The following is a 483-nucleotide window of genomic DNA, read 5'->3' on the forward strand; positions in this document are numbered from 1 at the left end:
TTGGAAAGCAGAGCCTGAGCGCATAGAGCAATTAACGTGGAAATATAAAGTAAAGCGTTTACTAGTTCAACTTTTTATCGGCTTTCCGTGAAACGGCTTAAGTTTCAGAGTCCATGATACGTTAACAATCAGAAAAGGAATTCAAACGAGGCACTTTAAAGTGTCAAGGTTGATTAAACAATAAGGATATTAAATGCAAAATAATGACTACCTAGCCGTTGATATCATGAGTAAAAAAACGCGATATAATCGCTTTTTTTACCCTGAAAGATTAAATAGCCTCAAGAAAAAATTTAAAGGCTTATGCTATTTTTATGATTTATCTACAAAAAAGCAAAAAGTAATTCAAAAACACCCAGAGCGATATAAAATAGAAATGTGTGGAAATAATTCCGCTAGGGTTATTTTATTTGGTCCCATAATAATCGGATTTACTTTGAGTTTAATCTTGTTGATCTGTTGCTTTGTGGCCACCTATTCCAA

At 33.1% G+C, this 483-nt stretch carries 1 pseudogene; it reads left to right on the forward strand.

The annotated features are described in order from the left end of the window. Positions 1–193 precede the first annotated feature (193 nt). Positions 194–483, forward strand: a pseudogene (locus H5158_RS22820) (hypothetical protein); the annotation flags it as partial.

This window comes from Pseudoalteromonas sp. SR45-6, from assembly GCF_014163545.1.
In the GTDB taxonomy this organism is placed as follows: Bacteria; Pseudomonadota; Gammaproteobacteria; order Enterobacterales; family Alteromonadaceae; genus Pseudoalteromonas; species Pseudoalteromonas rhizosphaerae.